The organism is Streptosporangium sp. NPDC000509 (genome assembly GCF_042898365.1).
In the GTDB taxonomy this organism is placed as follows: domain Bacteria; phylum Actinomycetota; class Actinomycetes; order Streptosporangiales; family Streptosporangiaceae; genus Streptosporangium.
The window spans coordinates 1-17,097 of record NZ_JBIAYX010000039.1; the positions used below are offsets into that span (position 1 = coordinate 1).

At 72.8% G+C, this 17,097-nt stretch carries 5 protein-coding genes; all 5 read right to left on the reverse strand.

Annotated features, from left to right (window positions below):
• On the reverse strand, nt 1-4,322 hold a 4,322-nt coding region (locus ACFY3D_RS39335), incomplete at its 3' end, for a type I polyketide synthase (protein ID WP_389989603.1).
• Nucleotides 4,323-4,453: 131 nt separating this feature from the next.
• On the reverse strand, nt 4,454-5,752 hold the full coding sequence (locus ACFY3D_RS39340) for an activator-dependent family glycosyltransferase (RefSeq protein ID WP_389989605.1): 1,299 nt from the start codon (nt 5,750-5,752) through the stop codon (nt 4,454-4,456).
• A 439-nt stretch (nt 5,753-6,191) separates the two neighbouring features.
• Entirely contained in the window at nt 6,192-8,750 is a 2,559-nt protein-coding gene (locus tag ACFY3D_RS39345; RefSeq protein ID WP_389989607.1) for an FtsX-like permease family protein, read from the reverse strand.
• Nucleotides 8,750-9,550: an ABC transporter ATP-binding protein gene (locus ACFY3D_RS39350; RefSeq protein ID WP_389989609.1), complete on the reverse strand. Its 801-nt coding sequence runs from the start codon at nt 9,548-9,550 to the stop codon at nt 8,750-8,752. Before ACFY3D_RS39350 ends, ACFY3D_RS39345 begins: the two co-directional genes overlap by 1 nt.
• Nucleotides 9,551-9,702: 152 nt before the next feature.
• Nucleotides 9,703-17,094, reverse strand: coding sequence for an SDR family NAD(P)-dependent oxidoreductase (locus ACFY3D_RS39355; protein ID WP_389989611.1), 7,392 nt, complete (start codon nt 17,092-17,094; stop codon nt 9,703-9,705).
• Nucleotides 17,095-17,097 lie beyond the last annotated feature (3 nt).

Sequence of the window (17,097 nt, forward strand, 5' to 3'; positions counted from 1 at the left end):
TCCGACAGGCTCCCCTTGACCGGCGCGTCCAACCGCCACTCGGCCACCCCCGCCGGCACCGCGAGCCCGTCCCCACCCGCCGCCCGCGCCAGGCGCGGCGCCCACGCCTTTCCATCACGTACGGCCACCTGCGGCTCGTCCGGGGTCGTCGCGGTGAGCAACGCCGTACCGGAAACGGGGCTCTCGTCGAGGTCCACCAGCAGGAGGCGGCCCGGGTTCTCCGCCTGGGCGGCGCGCAGCAGGCCAAGGGCCGCGGCGCCCGCCAGGTCGGTGACGTCACCGCCGTGCACGGCTGCCGCGCCACGGGTCACCACCACCAGCCGCGCCGGCCCGAACCGCTCCTCGGCCAGCCACTCCCGCACCAGCCGCAGAGCCCGGTGCGTCGCCGCCCGTACCCGAGCCGCGACATCTCCGTCCTCCTCCCCCTCGGAAGGCTGGAAGGGGACGAACACCAGATCCGGAACGACCTCGGAGGCCGCCAACGACCCCAGATCCTCGAACTCCTCGATCTCCGCACCGGTCGCGCGCAGCGCCTCGGCCAGCCCGATCCCGTCGGCGCCCAGCACCACGTACCGTTGCCCGGCGGGGATCTCGGCGAGTGGCGGCACCGTCCAGTCCACCCGGAAGAGGGAGTCGCGGCGGGCGTCGGCCGCCGCGGAAAGCCGGTCCGCCGGGAGGGGGCGCGACAGCAGGGACTCCACGGAGGCCACCGGGCTCCCCGAGACGTCGGCGAGCCGGAGCGAGACCGTGTCGGTGCCGGCGGGCGACAGACGCACCCTCAGCTCGGCGGCCCCCTCGGCGTGCAGGGAGACGCCGGACCAGGCGAACGGCAGGCTCACCTCGCCGGACCCGCCATCCAGCAGCGCCTCGGCGTGCAGGGCGGCGTCCAGCAGCGCCGGGTGCAGGGCGAACCTCCCCGCCTCTCCTCGCGCGTCCTGGGGAAGGGCGACCTCGGCGAAGATCTCCTCGCCGCGCCGCCAGGCCGCCCGCAGCCCCTGGAACAGCGGGCCGTACTCGTACCCCTGGCCCGCCAGCCGCTCGTACAGGCCGTCCACCTCCAGTGCCGTCGCACCCGCCGGAGGCCACTCGGCCAGGTCGAAGGGCTCTGAGGGGATGTCGGCGACGAGGAAACCCGTGGCGTGCCGGGTCCAGGGCGCGTCCGCCTCGTCGTCGGTGCCCTCGGGACGGGAGTGGACGGTGACCGGGCGGCGGCCCGTCTCGTCCGACGCCCCCACCGACACTTGCACCTGCACACCGCCCTCTCTCAGCGGCAGCGGTGCCTCAAGCGTCAGCTCGTCCACCGTCCCGCACCCCACCCGGTCACCGGCACGCATCGCCAGCTCCACGAACGCCGTACCCGGCAGCAGCACCGTGCCCGCCACGGCGTGGTCGGCGAGCCACGGGTGCGTGCGCGTCGACAGCCGTCCGGTCAGCAGGACCTCGCCGGTTCCCGCCGAGGTCACCGCCGCGCCGAGCAGCGGGTGACCGGCCGCGGTCAGGCCGGTGGACGCCAGGTCGATCGCGTCGGTGGCGTCCAGCCAGTACCGCTCGCGCTGGAAGGCGTACGTGGGGAGCTTCACCGGGCGAGGGTCGTGGGGGGCGAACAACGGTTCCCAGTTCACCGGCGCCCCGTGCGCGTACGCCTCGGCCAGCGAGGTGACGAACCGGTTCATGCCGCCCTCGTCGCGCCGCAGGGAGCCGACGACGACCGCGGTACCGGCCGCAGCGTCCACGGTCTCCTGGACGCCCACGGTGAGCACCGGGTGGGGGCCGATCTCGATGAACAGCCCGTGCCCCTCCCGAACCAGCGCGTGGGTGGCCTCCTCGAAGCGCACCTGCCGCCTGAGGTTGGCGTACCAGTAACCGGCGTCGAGCTCCGCGGTGTCGATCGGCTCGCCGGTCACCGTGGAGTAGAAGGGCACCTCCGCCGACCTGGGGGTGATCCCTTCCAGGTCGGCCAGGATCCGCTCCCTGAGCGGCTCCACGTAGGCCGAGTGCGACGGATAGTCGATGGGGATCTTCCTGGCGCGGACGCCGTCGGCCACCAGCCGCTCCAGCAACTCGTTCAGGGCCTGCGTCTCGCCGGAGAGCACCACGGATCCGGGACCGTTAACCGCGGCCACCGCCACGCGGTCGCCCCAGGGTGCCAGCAGTTCCCGCATCCGCTCGGCCGGGAGCGAGACCGCCATCATCTCCCCGTGGCCGGACAACTCCTCGCCGATGGCGAGGCCGCGGAGCGCGACCACCCGGGCGCCGTCCTCCAGCGACAGCGCGCCCGCCACGCAGGCGGCGGCGACCTCTCCCTGCGAGTGACCGACGACGGCGTCGGGTTCGACACCGTACGAGCGCCACAGCTCGGCCAGTGAGATCATGACGGCCCACAGCGCGGGCTGCACCACGTCCATCCGTCCCAGCGGTGGCGCGCCCGGCTCGCCGCGCAGCACCTCCACGAGCTTCCAGTCGACGAAGGTCGCGAGCGCGTCGGCGCACTCGGCCATCCGGGCGGCGAACACCGGTGAGGAGTCCATCAGCTCGACGGCCATCCCCGCCCACGCCGCTCCCTGCCCGGGGAAGACGAACACCACCTTCGGGTCGGGGACGGCGACACCGCGCACGACGTTCGGCGCGGCGTCGTGTCCGGCGACGGCGCGCACGCCCGCCAGCAGGTCGGCACGGCCGGTGCCGACCACCACGGCGCGATGCGGGAAGGCCGCGCGGGAGGTGACGGCGGCGTGCCCGACGTCGACCGGCGACAGCCCGGCGTCCGCGTCCACGTGCGCCGCGAGGCGTTCCGCCTGGGCACGCAGCGCCTCCTCGCCCTTTCCCGAGATCACCCAGGGCAGCACAGGGGATGAGCCGTACCCGTCGGCGACGTCGCCCTCCGTGTCCGTACCGCTCGCGCTGTCCGTACCGTCCGCGCTCTCCGGCGTGGGCGGTGGGGCCTCCTCCAGGATGACGTGCGCGTTGGTGCCGCTCACCCCGAAGGAGGAGACGCCGGCTCTGCGCGGGGCGCCGCCGTTCTCCCAGGTCTCGGCCTCGGTCAGCAGCGTGACGTCACCGGCCGACCAGTCGACGTGCGGTGAGGGCTCGTCCACGTGCAGGGTACGGGGCAGGACGCCGTGCCGCATCGCCAGCACCATCTTGATCACACCGGCGACGCCGGCGGCCCCCTGCGTGTGGCCGATGTTCGACTTGATCGAGCCCAGGCGGAGCGGCCTGCCCTCGGGGCGTTCCCGCCCGTACGTGGCGAGCAGCGCCTGCGCCTCGATCGGATCGCCGAGGCCGGTGCCGGTGCCGTGTCCTTCGACGGCGTCGATCTGGGCGGCCGACAGACGCGCGTTGGCCAGCGCCTGGCGGATGACCCGTTGCTGTGCGGGTCCGTTCGGCGCGGTCAGCCCGCTGCTGGCGCCGTCCTGGTTGATCGCCGAGCCGCGGATGACCGCCAGGACCGGGTGTCCGGCGCGCCGGGCGTCCGAGAGGCGTTCCATCAGGAGCATGCCCACGCCCTCGCCCCAGCCGGTGCCGTCCGCCGCGGCGGCGTAGGCCTTGCAGCGGCCGTCGGGGGCGAGGCCCCGCTGGCGGCTGAACTCCACGAAGGTGCTCGGCGTGGACATGACCGTCACGCCACCCGTCAGCACCATCGAGCACTCGCCCTGACGCAGTGCCTGAACCCCCAGATGCAGCGCCACCAGGGACGAGGAGCACGCGGTGTCCACCGAGACCGCGGGCCCCTCCAGGCCCAGTACGTAGGCGACCCGCCCGGAGGCGACACTGCCGTCGCTGCCGTTGCCGATGTAGCCGCCGAGTTCGTCGGGGACGACGCGGGCCCTGGAGCCGTAGTCGTGGTAGATCACCCCCGCGTAGACGCCGACGGCACTGCCCCGCGCGGACAGCGGATCGATCCCCGCGTCCTCGAACGCCTCCCAGGCGGTCTCCAGCAGCAGCCGCTGCTGGGGATCCATCGCCACCGCCTCCCGGGGGTTGATCCCGAAGAAGGCCGGGTCGAACCCCGCCGCGTCGTAGAGGAAGCCGCCCGAGCGCGTGTAGCTCTTGCCCGGACGGTCCGCGTCGGGGTCGTAGAGGTCGTCGACGTCCCAGCCACGGTCCTCGGGGAACGAGGAGATGGCGTCGCCGCCCTCGGCCAGCAGTCGCCACAGCGCCTCCGGGCTGTCCACACCCCCGGGGAACCGGCAGCTCATCCCGATGATCGCGATGGGCTCGGTCTCCCTGCGCTCGGCCTCTCGCAGCCTTTGCCTGACCTCCCGCAGATCGGTCGTCGCCCGCCGCAGATAATCGAGAAGTTTGCCGTCGTTCTCCACCACGTCACCCCTGTCAGACCGTTCGGAGGCCTCACCCGGTCGAACCGTGCGTCTCGGGTCGAGGCGTAAAGGAAAAGGGCGCTCGCGTCGCGGGGCGGCCCGTGTTCGGCGTTCCGGTGAATCGCCGGCGAACCTCAGCCGGCCGGCGTCGGCTCGCCGCTCTCCGCCCGGTGGCGGGCGACCAGCCCTTCCAGGTCGCGTACGAGATCGTGCGGGGCCGGGGTGGCCTCGGCGATGCCCCCGAGCCGGGTCGCGTTCTCCCTGAACGACGGCTCGTCGATCAGGCGCAGCAGGTTCTCCCTGAGCGTCCGCGCCGAGAGGTCCTCCGGCTCAAGGACGAGGCCCGCGCCCTCGGCGGCCAGCCGCCGGGCCATACCCGCCTCGTCGTAGAGTTTCGCGGGGACGACGAGCTGCGGAATCCCGTGCGCGATCGCGGTCCCGAACGTCCCGGTGCCGCCGTGATGGACGATCGCCGCACAACCCGGCAGCAGGGAGTTGAGCGGGACGTAGTCGACGATCCGCACGTTGTCCGGAACCTTCACCCCCGGATCGAGTTGGGCGGTGTTGAGGGTCGCGACCAGTTCGAGGTCGAGGTCGGCCACGGCCTCGAACAGGTCGGCGGCTCCGATGCTGCCGTTCCCGCCCCACACCTCGCGCCCTGACACGCCGAGGGTGAAGCAGACCCGGGGCCGCCCGGATCCGGCCTCGCGCAACCAGTCCGGGAAGACGGCGGGGCCGTTGTAGGGGACGAAACGGACGGGCAGGTAGTCGTGCTCGACGGGAAAGCGCGTCCAGACCGGCATCGAGTCGATGGTGGCCTGGCCCAGGATGGTGTCCTCGCGGAACTCGCAGCCGTACCTCGCCAGCTTCGCGGTGACCCAGTCGGCCACCGGGTCCTCGACGAGGTGCCCCGGCCGCGTCTCCCTCAACCGCAGGAACAGCGAGCGCATCCGTCCCCAGTGGTCCCTGCCGAAGGTCGATCGGACGTGCGCGGCGCCGCAGGCCCGGGCCGCCACCGGGCCGGGGAAGGTGATCGAGTCCCAGACCACCAGGTCGGGACGCCAGTGGCGGCAGAAGGCGACGAGGTCGTCGTACATCGACTCGTCCGTGATGAAATCCAACGCGAGGGGTGAGGCGAAGGAGGCCATGCAGTCGCGCACGTACTCGTAGGTGAGGACGTCGGGCCGCTCCTCGGCGATGTCGTAGCCGGAACCGAAGATCTGCTGGTCAGCGGGGACGGTCGCGAGCCGCTCGGCCACGTTGGACATCTCACCCACCGATACCGCGGTCAGACCGGTCCGGGTGACCTCGTCGAGGATGTCCGGCTGGGTGGCGACGATCACCTCGTGGCCCGCGGCCTTCAGCGCCCACGCGATCGGGACCACCAGAAAGAGATGGGCGTTCGCGGCATGCAGGGTGAATAGGACGCGCATGAAGATTTCCTCCGGATTTCATTCAAACGAGATCAGACTGCCTACCGCGAGATCGGCGAATTCGTCTTCGTGCTTCACGGTCACGGGTAACCCGCACCGATTCCAGAAGGTGGGGAAAACCGCTGTCCGCCGCTTTCCATGCCGAACCAAGTAGCACGCTACCTATGTCGGTGCGATGAAACCGACCCCTAGCGCACCCCTCAGCCTCCCCTGAGGAGAACCCCGGCTTCCGGGGCGACCGTCGGCGGCACGACCAGGTCAGAGCATGTGGAGACGTGCCGGAACGGCGAAGGGAGGGGGTGTCGTGCCCCCTCCCCTAGCCGGTGGACCAGACGGTGAACCCCGGCTGGAACATCGCGCGCGACGGCCCCTCGCGACCGGGGCCACGCGGGCCGGCCGAGGGGAAGGCAGGCACCGGTATCCGGCGACCCGTGACCCGCTAGGAGCCCCCGGAGTCGGCGGAGCGGACGCGGCGGGGACGGGTGACGATCCACGCGGGCGACAGAGCTCCCATGAGCGCGGACAGGCCGACGGAGCAGACCACGATGACGTAGAGCCACACCGGTCCTGAGGGAAGCGGGGAGCCGTTGACCGCGATGGTGAAGGGCAGCAGCAAGGGCACGAAGCACGCGGTGCCGAGCACGACGCCGATGACGGCGACCAGGACCCCCTCGACGCCCATCATCCGCAGGATCTGCCCCCGGCTGGAGCCGATCAGCCGTTGCAGCCTGAACTCCCTGCGCCGTCGTACCGCGCCCGCCGCCTGGGTGCTGATCACCGAGATCACGACGAAGGCGAGTGTCGTGCCGATGAGCAGGTGATTCACCCATGCCCGCGTCCGCTGCCGTTCGGTGTGCGGGCCGGACAACACGTCGTCGCCGCTCACCCGCAGCCCCGGCACGGCTCGCGCCACCCCGGCCAGGGCCGCGGCCACCCGAGGGACGTCTCCGTCCGAGACCGCGCGCACGAGGATCTGGGGCGGCAGGCCGGCCGTGGTGTGCTGGGCCAGCAGGTCGGCGGGCATCAGGACCGTCTCGGCACCCGCCCTCGCCGACAGCAGCGCGACGATCCTCAGATCGGCCGCGTGTCCGTCGCCCAGGCGGATCCTGACCGTGTCGCCGAGGCCGCGGCCGAGTTGCCGGGCGTGCCCCTCGGCCAGCGCGACGCTGTGCCCGCGCAGCCCGGTGAGCGTGCCGGCGGTGAGCCTGAGCTTCATGACGTGCTCGGCGCCCTCCGCGGTGATCCCCCGGACCGGCCATCCGTCCTCGCCCTGCCAGGCGTCGTACGGGCTCTCCAGGAACACGGTGCCGGTCACGAACTCCGAGGCCCCCGCGACACCCGGGATCGACCGGACCCGGGCGAGCATATCGGTGGCCAGGCCGCCGGTCTGCGCGGTGAGCACGACGTCGGCGCGCAGGTCCCTGACGTACGCGCGCTCGGCCACGCCCGCCGGGGACATCTGGAGGTAGACGTTGGCCAGGGCGATTCCCGTGACGAGCATGATGGGCGTGGCCGTGGCGGCCACCCGGACGGTCCGCGCGCGGGTGTTGAGGATGGCGAGGTGCCCCGGCTGGCCGAAGACCGCGCGGACCGGCCGGCGCATGGCCTCGGTCATCGCCACCGTCATGCGGGGGGCGACCAGGGTCAGCCCCACCGAGAGCGCGATCACGGTGAGACAGACGGCGATCACCCCGGGTGGGCGGGACGCCACCGCCGCCGAGACGGCGAGCGCCGCGCCGCCGGCGAGGCAGACCAGCGCGATCGCCGACCGCGCCGGCCCGAGCGGCCGCCGCTCGGGCACGGTGTCGGCGGGCCGCTCGACGGCCGGGATCATCGACGCCCGCCTCGCCGGAAGGAAAACCGCCGCCGCGGCGGCGAGCAGGCACGTCGCGATGGCGGCCACGACCGGGATCCAGCTCTGCTGGAACGGCATGACCTCGGGAACCAGCCCGTCGGCCACCAACCGCCCGAACAACCAGTGTCCGAGGTAGGGGCCGAGCAGGCAGCCCGGCACGACGGCGAGCACCGAGACCGTCATCCCCTCTCCGGACACCATGCGCCGGATCCGCGCCGGGGACGTGCCCATCACCTTCAGCAGCGCCATTTCCCGACTGCGGTGCTCGACCGACATGCCGAGGGTGCCCGCCACGACGAGTGCGGCGACCAGGAGCGTCGTCCCCGCGGTCACCCCGGAGATGACGACGAGGTTCTCGCCGCCGTCCCTGCCCTCGGGGAACTCGGCCAGTCCGCGGTCGTCACCGACCAGGACCGTCGCCATGTGACCGTGCAGCGCGGCCTGGATCCGCGAGTGGAGCACCCCGGCGTCGATCCCCCGGGCGGGCAGGACCGCGGCGGCGTCGACGGTGCCGGGGTGCCCGGCCAGACGCCGGGTGTCGGGGGCGGAGAAGAACATCGCCGCCTCGGTGACCGCGCGACCGTCCGCGGGCGCGGCGACACCGGTGACCCGGTAGGTCTCGGCGACGCCGCCGACCGCGACCTCGACCCGGTCTCCCACCCCGGCGCCGGAACGCCGGGCCAGCGTGGCGTCGAGCACCACCTCTCCCGAACTCCCCGGTGGCGTGCCGGTGCCCAGCTCGTACGGTGCGAGCCGGGCGGAGCTCCAGTCGTGCCCGACGCCCGCGGGCCGATCCCCCAGCAGGACCGTGGCGGGGAACGACAGGTCACCGATCACCCGGTCCACCCCGGGGACGGCCCTCAGGGTGTCGAGCAGGCCGACACCGAGCCGCACGCGTTCGGTCAACCGCGTCCACTCGGTGTCCTCGTCCCGAGGGTCGGCTTTGGGCAGCGGATAGGACGGGTCACCGACTATCACGATCGGCGCCCCCGCCAGGCGCTGGGGCGGCACCTTCCCCCGGATGCCGGTCTCCATCAGCGCACCGGCAGCCGAGACGATCACGGCACCGAGGAGCATCGCGGTGAAGACGGCGGCGAAGACATCCTTGCGGAAGGACAGCGTGCGCAGGGCGAGGCGCCACATCAGCCGACGTTCCCCCCTTCGGGCCTCGGTGGCCTGTCCCAGATGCCGAGGTGGGACATCCTCTGGACCACCGCCCTGTCCATCGGCAGGCTCCGCTCGTCGACGACGCGGCCGTCGGCGAGGAAGACGACGCGATCGGCGTAGGAGGCGACCAGCGGGTCGTGGCTGGCCATGACGACGGTCCGGCCGCCCTCGTGCACGGCCTCCTGCAGCAGCCCGAGGACACCCTCGGTGGCGCGGGCGTCCAACGCGCCGGTCGGCTCGTCGGCGAAGATCACCGGGTGGCGGGTGACCAGGGCACGGGCGATGGCGGCCCGCTGGCGCTGTCCTGGGGAGAGTTCGTACGGCCGGTGGCGCGTCCTGTCGGCCAGCCCGACCCTGCGCATCACCTCGGCGAGCAGCGAAGGGTCGGCGGCCCTGCCCGCCAGGGAGAGGGGCAGGACGACGTTCTCCTCCACGTCCAGTGCGGGCAGCAGGTTGAACTTCTGGCAGATGAAGCCGATCCGTTCACGGCGCAACTCCGTCAGCGCCGCCTCGTCGAGCCCGTTCAGCTCCCTCCCCTCAAGGGTCACCGTTCCCGAGGTCGGCCTGTCGAGCCCGGCCGCGCACTGCAGCAGCGTGCTCTTGCCCGACCCGGACGGCCCTATGATCGCGGTGAGGCTGCCGCGCGGGCAGCCGATCGTCACACCTCCCAGAGCGACGACGACGTCCGCTCCGCTCCGGTAGGTCTTCTGCACCGAGTCGAGCCGGACGATCTCCTCGACTTCCTGACTCTCCGCGCGGAACCCTTCGCTGTCCATAGGCCGAAGCGTAATCAGCGGCTGATAGCCGGCACATCGGCCGGAGGGGCCATACGGCTCATCCCTGCGACGGGTGGCGGTGAGGGCCCGGATGTCCCGGGGCAGGACCTCCTCGCGCGAGGCGCGAGGAGTCCATCCCAGGTCGAAGCCCGTCACAGCTCACTGTCGAGGATGTCGAACAGTTCGTCCGCGGTCGCCGACTCCAACTCGGTCCCACCGGTCGTCGTCGCCTCCCTCCGGTGTGTCTCGATCCATCTGGAGGTGAGCGCGCGCAGTCGGCCGGTGATCCTCTCGTGCTCCACCGGATCGGGCGCCGCGGTCTCCATCGCGTGTTCGAGCCTGGCGAGCTCCGCCTCCAACGTCGCCGAGGGCGGCTCGTCGGCGACGAGTTCGGTCCTGATGTGGTCGGCGACCGAGGCCAGGGTCGGGTAGTCGAAGATGAGGGTCGCGGGCAGCCGCACGCCGGTGGCGGCGCCGAGCCGGTTACGGAGTTCCACAGCGGTCAGCGAGTCGAAACCCAGCTCCTTGAACGGCCTGAGCGGATCGACCGCGTCACCGTCCAGGTGTCCGAGGACCGCGGCGACGTGGGTGCGCACCAGGTCCAGCAGCAGGCGGTCGCGGCCGGTGGCCGACAGCGACTCCAGCCGCTGCCGCAACGACTGCTCGACCGGGGCCGAAGCCGCCTCGCGGACCGCCCGGCGAGTCCTGGTGGTGATCAGGCCGCGGAGCATCGCGGGAAGCGCCTCGGCCCGTGAGCGCTGGGCCGCCAGATCCAGCCGGATGGGGACCAGGGTGGCCTCCCCGAAGTCGAGCGACCGGTCGAGCAACGCCATCCCGGCCTCGGCCGTGAGCGGCAGCAGGCCGGAGGCACGCAGCCGGCGCAGGTCGGTCTCGCCGAGCTGTGCCGTCATGCCGCCGATCTCGGGTGCCCACATGCCCCAGGCGAGGGAGACCGCGGGCAGGCCCGCGGACCTTCTGTGCTCGGCCAGTGCGTCCAGGAAGGCGTTCGCCGCCGCGTAGTTGCCCTGCCCGGCACCGTCCAGCGTGCCCGCCGAGGAGGAGAAGAGCACGAACGCGGACAGGTCGAGGCCGCGGGTGAGCTCGTGCAGGTGCCAGGCCGCGTCGGATTTCGGCCGCCAGACCGTGTCGACCTGGCCGGGCGAGAGCGACCCGATGACGCCGTCGGCCACGACTCCGGCCGTGTGGACGACCGCGGTGAGCGGGTGGCCGCCGGGCAGGTCGCCCAGAAGCGCGGCCAGGGCCTCCCTGTCGGAGACGTCGCACGAGGCGACGGTGACCTCGGCTCCGAGCCCGGTCAGTTCGTCGCGGAGCCGCTCGGCACCAGGGGCGTCGATGCCCCGCCGACCGGCCAGTACGAGGTGGCGGGCTCCGTGACCGGTGACGAGGTGCCGCGCGACGAGGGCGCCGAGACCGCCGGTGCCACCGGTGACGAGCACCGTGCCGTTCCCATCGAGCGGCGCGGGCACGGTGAGCACGAGCTTGCCGACGTGCCTGGCCTGCGCCATGAACCGGAACGCCTCGGGCGCGCGGCGTACGTCCCAGGTGCGGATCGGCGGCGGGGTGAGCACACCCCGTTCGAACAGCCGGACCAACTCGGCCAGGATCTCCGCGGTCCGGTCGGGGCCGACGTCGGAGAGGTCGAACGCCCAGTAGTCGACTCCGGGATGCTGTGCAGCGACCTCCTCCGGGTATCGCACGTCGGTCTTGCCCATCTCGGCGAACCGGCCGCCGCGCGGCAGCAGGTCCAAGGAGGCGTCCACGAACTCCCGGGCCAGCGAGTTGAGCACGACGTCTACGCCTCGGCCACCGGTGGCCTCCAGGAAGCGGCTCCTGAAGTCCAGGTCGCGGGAGGAGGCGATGCGGTCGTCGGGGACGCCCAGGGCCCGCAGTGCGTCCCGCTTGCCGTCGCTCACCGTGCCGAACACCTCGGCGCCCAGGTGAGCGGCGAGCTGGACGGCCGCCATGCCGACGCCACCGGCCGCCGCGTGGACCAGCACCGACTCCCCTTCCTTGAGGTCCGCCAGGTCCACGAGGCCGTAGTAGGCGGTGGCGAACACAGCGGGTACCGACGCCGCCTCGGCGAAGGACCAGCCCGCCGGGATCGACACGACCATCCGGTGGTCGACCACCGCGTACGGGCCGAAGCAGGCGTCGATGAGGCCCATCACGCGGTCGCCGGGCGCGAGGCCGACCACCCCGGGTCCGACCTCGGTGATCACCCCGGCGGCGTCCGCGCCCAGATCGGCCCGGCCGGGATACATGCCGAGGGTGATCATGACATCACGGAAGTTCAGGCCGCCGGCGCGGATCGCCACGCGCACCTCGCCGGGCTCCAGTGGCCGATCACGGGCGTCGCACGCGGACAGCGCGAGGTTGTCCAGCGTGCCCTGCCTGGTCACCTCCAGCCGCCAGGCTTCCCCGCCGGCCGGTGGTGTCAACAGGCCCGCCGAGCCGGTCCTGGCCAGGCGCGGCACCATGGCCAGGCCGTCGCGCAGTGCCAGTTCGAACTCGCCCACGTCCAGCACGCCGGGCAGCGCGCGGTGGGAGTCGTCGGAGCCGTCCACGTCCAGGAGGAGGAACCTGCCCGGATTCTCCGCCTGCGCCGCGCGGACCAGGCCCCACAGGGGAGCCTGCGCGAGGTCGGGCGCGCCGTCGCCGGAGCCGGTCCTGACCGCGCCGCGGGTCACCACGGCCAGCCTGGTCCCGGCGAGACGGTCGTCGGCGAGCCAGGTGCCGAGCAGGTCCAGGGTACGGAGTGTCGCGGTCCTCGCCGTCTCCGTCGCACTGCCGTCCCCGCCGGAGAGGGCCGGAACCAGTACGGTCTTCGGCCTGACGGGCATGGCGCGCAACGCGTCGAGGTCCGCGACGAAGGAGACGTCGAGTCCCGCCGAGCGCAGCGCCCGGCCCAGCCGGTCGTCCTCGGCCCCGAGGACGACCCACTCCCCGTCGCCCTCGACGACGGGCAGCGCCGTCCAGTCCACCCGGTACAGCGAGTCGCGGGCGGCACCGAGCCCTTCGCCGGAGACCGGGCGCATGGCCAGCGACCCGATGGTGACCACCGGGGCACCGGTGCCGTCGGCCACCTGGAGCGAGGCGGTGTCGGAACCGTTCCTGGAGACCTTCACCCGCACCGACGAGGCGCCGGTCGCGTGCAGGGCGACGCCGTTCCAGGCGAACGGCAGCTCGACGGGCCTGCCGGGCTCGGCCGGTTCGCCGAGTTCGATGGCGTGCAGCGCGGCGTCCAGCAGGGCCGGGTGGACGCCGAAGAGCGCGGCGTCGGCGGCGACGCTCTCGGGCAGCGCGACCTCGGCGAACACCTCGCCGTCCCGTCGCCAGGCGGCGCGCAGCCCCTGGAAGGCCGGGCCGTAGCCGGCCCCCTCGGTGGCCAGTCGCTCGTAGAGGCCGGTGAGCTCGACAGGCTCGGCGCCGGGTGGCGGCCACTCGCCGAGGTCGAAGTCGCCGGACGGACCGGACGGCGCGAGGAGGCCGGTGGCGTGCCGGGTCCACGGCTCGTCGCCCGTGCCGGTCCGCGAGTACAGCGACAGCGGGCGGCGGCCGGAGTCGTCGGCGCCTCCCACGACCGCCTGGAGCGCGACGCCCTCCCTGCCGGGAAGGACCAGCGGGGTCTCCAGGGTGAGTTCCTCGACGGTGTCACAGCCGACCTGGGTTCCCGCGCGGACGGCGAGCTCGACGAAGGCCGTGCCCGGCACGATGACGGTGTTCAGGATGGTGTGGTCGGCCAGCCAGGGATGGCTGCTCAGCGAGACACGTCCGGTCAGCACGGCGCCGCCGGACTCGGGCAACGCCACCACCGCGCCGAGGAGGGGGTGCTCGGCGGGTACCTGTCCGAAACCGGACGCGTCGGCGGTGAGGTCGCCGGTCTCCAGCCAGTAGTGGCGGTGCTGGAAGGCGTACGTCGGCAACGCCACCCTGTGTGCCTTCCTCGCACGCGCCACGGCGCCGTCCACGGCGACCGCACCCGTGGCCGTGCCGCTCTCGGCGGTCACCTCGGCTGGAGCGACGGACGCGGCGGTGGCGGCGTCGGTGAAGAACGCCTCCCAGTCAACAGCCACCCCCCGCGTATGCAAGACGCCCAACGCGGTGACCAACTCCGAAGCCTCACCACGATCCCGGCGCATCACCGGCACGAACAGCGCCCCGGACCCCACCCCCGAACCAACACCGTCACCGGAACCATCGCCGGCCAGGCACTCCTGCCCCATCGCCGACAACACCCCGTCCGGCCCCACCTCCACGAACGTCTCCACCCCCGCAGAAGCCAACACCCCCACCCCATCGGCGAACCGCACCGCACCGCGCACCTGCTCCACCCAGTACTCCGGCGAACACAACCGCTCCGCCGTCGCCGACTCCCCCGTCAACGTCGACACGATCGGAATCCGCGGCGGGTCGTAGGTGAGCGTCCGGGCCAGGGCGCGGAACTCCTCCAGCATCGGATCCATCAACGGCGAGTGGAACGCGTGCGACACCCGCAACCGCTTCGCCCTGATCCCCCGCTCCTCCAAGGCGGCGGCCACTTCCAGCACGGCCTCCTCAACCCCGGAGATCACCACCGACGCGGGACCGTTCACCGCCGCGACCGACACCTGCTCCTCGCGCCCGGCCAGCAGAGCGGCGACCTCCCCTTCGGAGGCCCGCACCGACACCATCGCCCCACCGGCAGGCAACGCCTGCATCAACCGCGCCCGCGCCGCCACCAACGCACACGCGTCCTGCAACGACAACACCCCCGCCACATGCGCCGCCGCGATCTCCCCGACCGAGTGCCCGGCCAGCACATCCGGCGCCACTCCCCAGGACTCCACCAGCCGGAACAACGCCGTCTCCACCGCGAACAGCGCCGGCTGCGCCCACCCGGTCCGATCCAGCGCCTCCGCCTCGGCCGATCCCGGCTCGGCGAACAGCACCTCACGCAGCGACCCCTCAAGCAGCGGGTCCAGCTCGGCGATCACCGCGTCCAACGCGGTCGCGAACACCGGGAAACGGTCGTACAGCTCCCGGCCCATCCCGGCCCGCTGGCTGCCCTGACCGGTGAACAACACCGCCACCCGGCCATCACCCACCCGACCCCGCACCACACCCGAACCACCGGCTACCGCCGACAACCCGGCCACCACACTTCCACGGTCCCCGCCCACCACCACCGCACGATGATCGAGGGCAGCACGCGTCGTCGCCAGCGAGTACGCCACATCCAGCAGACCGACCTCCGGCCGCTCCTCGATGTGCCCGGCCAGACGCGCGGCCTGCGCGCCCAACGCCTCCTCGTTGCGCGCCGACACCACGAACGGCAACGGCAACCCTCCGGCGAATTCCGCCACCGGAGTCGGCAGCCCCTCCTCGACCTCGGCCTCGGTGTCGATGCCGCTGTCGGTGTCGACGGGGGCGGGCGCGGGGGCCTGCTCGATGATGACGTGGGCGTTGGTACCGCTGATACCGAAGGCCGACACGCCCGCGCGGCGCGGGTGACCGTTCTCCGGCCACTCGACGGCCTCGGTGAGCAGCGACACCGCACCCGCCGACCAGTCGACGTGGGAGGTGGGCGCGTCCACGTGGAGGGTACGCGGGAGCATGCCGTTGTGGATGGAGAGCACCATCTTGATGACGCCCGCGACCCCGGCGGCGCACTGGGTGTGGCCGATGTTGGACTTGATCGCGCCCAGCCGGAGCGGACGCTCCGGGGAGCGGCCCTCACCGTAGGTGGCGAGCAGCGCCTGGGCCTCGATCGGGTCGCCGAGCGTGGTGCCGGTGCCGTGCGCCTCCACCGCGTCGACGTCTGACGGCGCGAGACGGGAGTTGGTGAGCGCCTGGCGGATGACGCGCTGCTGGGAGGGTCCGTTCGGAGCCGACAGGCCGTTGCTGGCACCGTCCTGGTTGACCGCACTGCCCCGCACCACCGCCAGCACCGGATGACCGTTGCGACGCGCGTCCGACAGACGCTCCAGGACGACCATGCCGACGCCCTCGGAGAACACCGTGCCGTCCGCGGCGTCCGCGAAGGACTTGACCCGGCTGTCGGGGGCGAGGCCGCGCTGACGGCTGAACTCCACGAAGAGCTCGGGAGTGGAGACCACCGTCACTCCGCCGGCCAGCGCGAGCGTGCTCTCGCCCCGTCGCAGGGAGTCGCAGGCGAGGTGGAGTGCCACCAGCGACGACGAGCAGGCGGTGTCCACCGTGACGGCCGGGCCTTCGAGGCCGAGCACGTAGGCCACCCTGCCGGACATCACCGAACTGGAGTTGCCGGTGAGCAGGTAGCCTTCGACGCCCTCGGGCAGTTTCGCCAGCCCGGTGGCGTATCCGGTGCTCGAAGCTCCGACGAACACGCCGGTGGAGCTGCCCTTGAGCGCGTCGGGGGCGATCCCCGCGCGCTCCAGCACCTCCCAGGACGCCTCAAGAAGCAACCTCTGCTGCGGGTCGGTGGCGAGGGCCTCGCGCGGCGAGATACCGAAGAAGCCCGCGTCGAACTCGCCCGCGTCGTGCATGAAGCCGCCGCCGCGCGCGTAGCTGGTGCCGTGCCGGGCGGGGTCGGGGTCGAAGAGCCGTTCCAGGTCCCAGCCCCGGTTGGCGGGGAACTCGGAGATGGCCTCCCCGCCCTCGGCCAGCAGCCGCCACAACGCCTCCGGCGAGTCGATGCCGCCGGGGTAGCGGCAGCTCATGGAGACGATCACGATGGGGTCGTCGTCCGCGGCCGTCGAGACCGGCGCGAGCGGCTCGGCGTGCGCGGCGGAGACTCCTGCTCCGAGCAGTCTGCCCCTGAGGTGCTCGGCCAGGGCCTCGGGGGTCGGGTAGTCGAAGACGAGGGTGGCGGGCAGGCGCAGGCCGGTGGCGCTGTTGAGCCGGTTGCGCAGTTCGATGGCGGTGAGGGAGTCGAAGCCCAGTTCCCTGAAGGCGCGACCCGGCGGCACCGAGTCGGCGTCGGTGTGACCGAGCACGGTGGCGGCCTGCGTACGGACCAGCGAGACGAGCACGCGGTCCCGCTCGGCCTCGGGGAGTCCTTCCAGCTGCCGTCGCAGGGGAGAGCCACCGCCGGACGCGCGGGTGGCGGACGCCGTCACCTCGCGGCGGGCCGGGGTGCGGACGAGTCCTCGCAGCAACGCCGGTGGCGCGGCGGACCCTGCCCGCAGCGCGGTGAGGTCGAGGTGGATCGGCACGAGCAGCGCCTCGTCGAAGGCGCGGGCCGCGTCGAACAGGGCGATCCCCTCCTCGGAGGAGAGGCCTCGGGCACCGGACTGCTCCATGCGCGCGATGTCGGTGTCGTCCAGATGGGCGCTCATGCCGCTGCGCTGGTTCCAGAAGCCCCAGGCCAGCGAGAGTCCGGCCAGCCCCTGAGCCCTGCGGTGCGCCGCCAGCGCGTCCAGGAAGACGTTGGCGGCGGCGTAGTTGCCCTGTCCCGCGTCACCGAAGACTCCGGCGGCCGAGGAGAACATCACGAACGCCGACAGGTCCAGGTCACGGGTGAGCTCGTGCAGGTTCCACGCCGCGTCCACCTTGGGCCGCAACACCGC